The organism is Photorhabdus caribbeanensis (genome assembly GCF_018448885.1).
Classification (GTDB): Bacteria; Pseudomonadota; Gammaproteobacteria; order Enterobacterales; family Enterobacteriaceae; genus Photorhabdus; species Photorhabdus caribbeanensis.
Window position 1 is genome coordinate 1 of sequence record NZ_RCWB01000136.1, and the last position, 573, is coordinate 573.

At 56.7% G+C, this 573-nt stretch carries 1 protein-coding gene; it reads right to left on the reverse strand.

Annotation, left to right across the window (positions count from 1 at the left end; all coding sequences use genetic code 11):
• The coding region (tssI, locus tag EAE90_RS23335) for a type VI secretion system tip protein TssI/VgrG (protein ID WP_214055461.1) at positions 1 to 573 on the reverse strand (573 nt) is incomplete at both ends.

Genomic DNA, 573 nt, shown 5'->3' on the forward strand with positions numbered 1-573 from the left:
GAGCATGAATAAACACTTCCTCGCTTCCTCTGGCATCCTCAAAGCGCAGTTCATTAAATCCCTGCCCTCCGAGAGTCCGGGTTTTAAAGGTGGTACGGGTTTTCTCCAGCGGTAAATTAAGCGGCGGGCGGTTAAGGCCGTTATAGGTACACCCCGTGACAATCGGACGGTCGATATCGCCGTTGAGATAGCTGACGATCACCTCCTGCCCGACGCGCGGTATCGCCATAAAACCGAAACCGTTGCCGTTCCAGCCTTGTGCCACCCGTACCCAACAAGACGCGTTGTCGTCCGCTTTATCGTAGCGGTTCCAGTGGAAATGGATCCGTATCGCGCCGTGTTCGTTCACATAAATCTCTTCGCTGCCCGGCCCAACCACCGTGGCGACTTCATCACCGTCCGCCAGGGGTTTGTAGCGGTAAGGAGGCCGCCAGTCCTGTCGCCCTGGAATAAAGGCGACCTCGTTGGTCAGTGTTGTCCCTTCGCCACCGTCGTTTGATGCGACAGGTTGCCACCCATGATGCGTGACAGAGATCACCTGCCAGCGGTCGTTCATGGCCTCTATGGGATGAG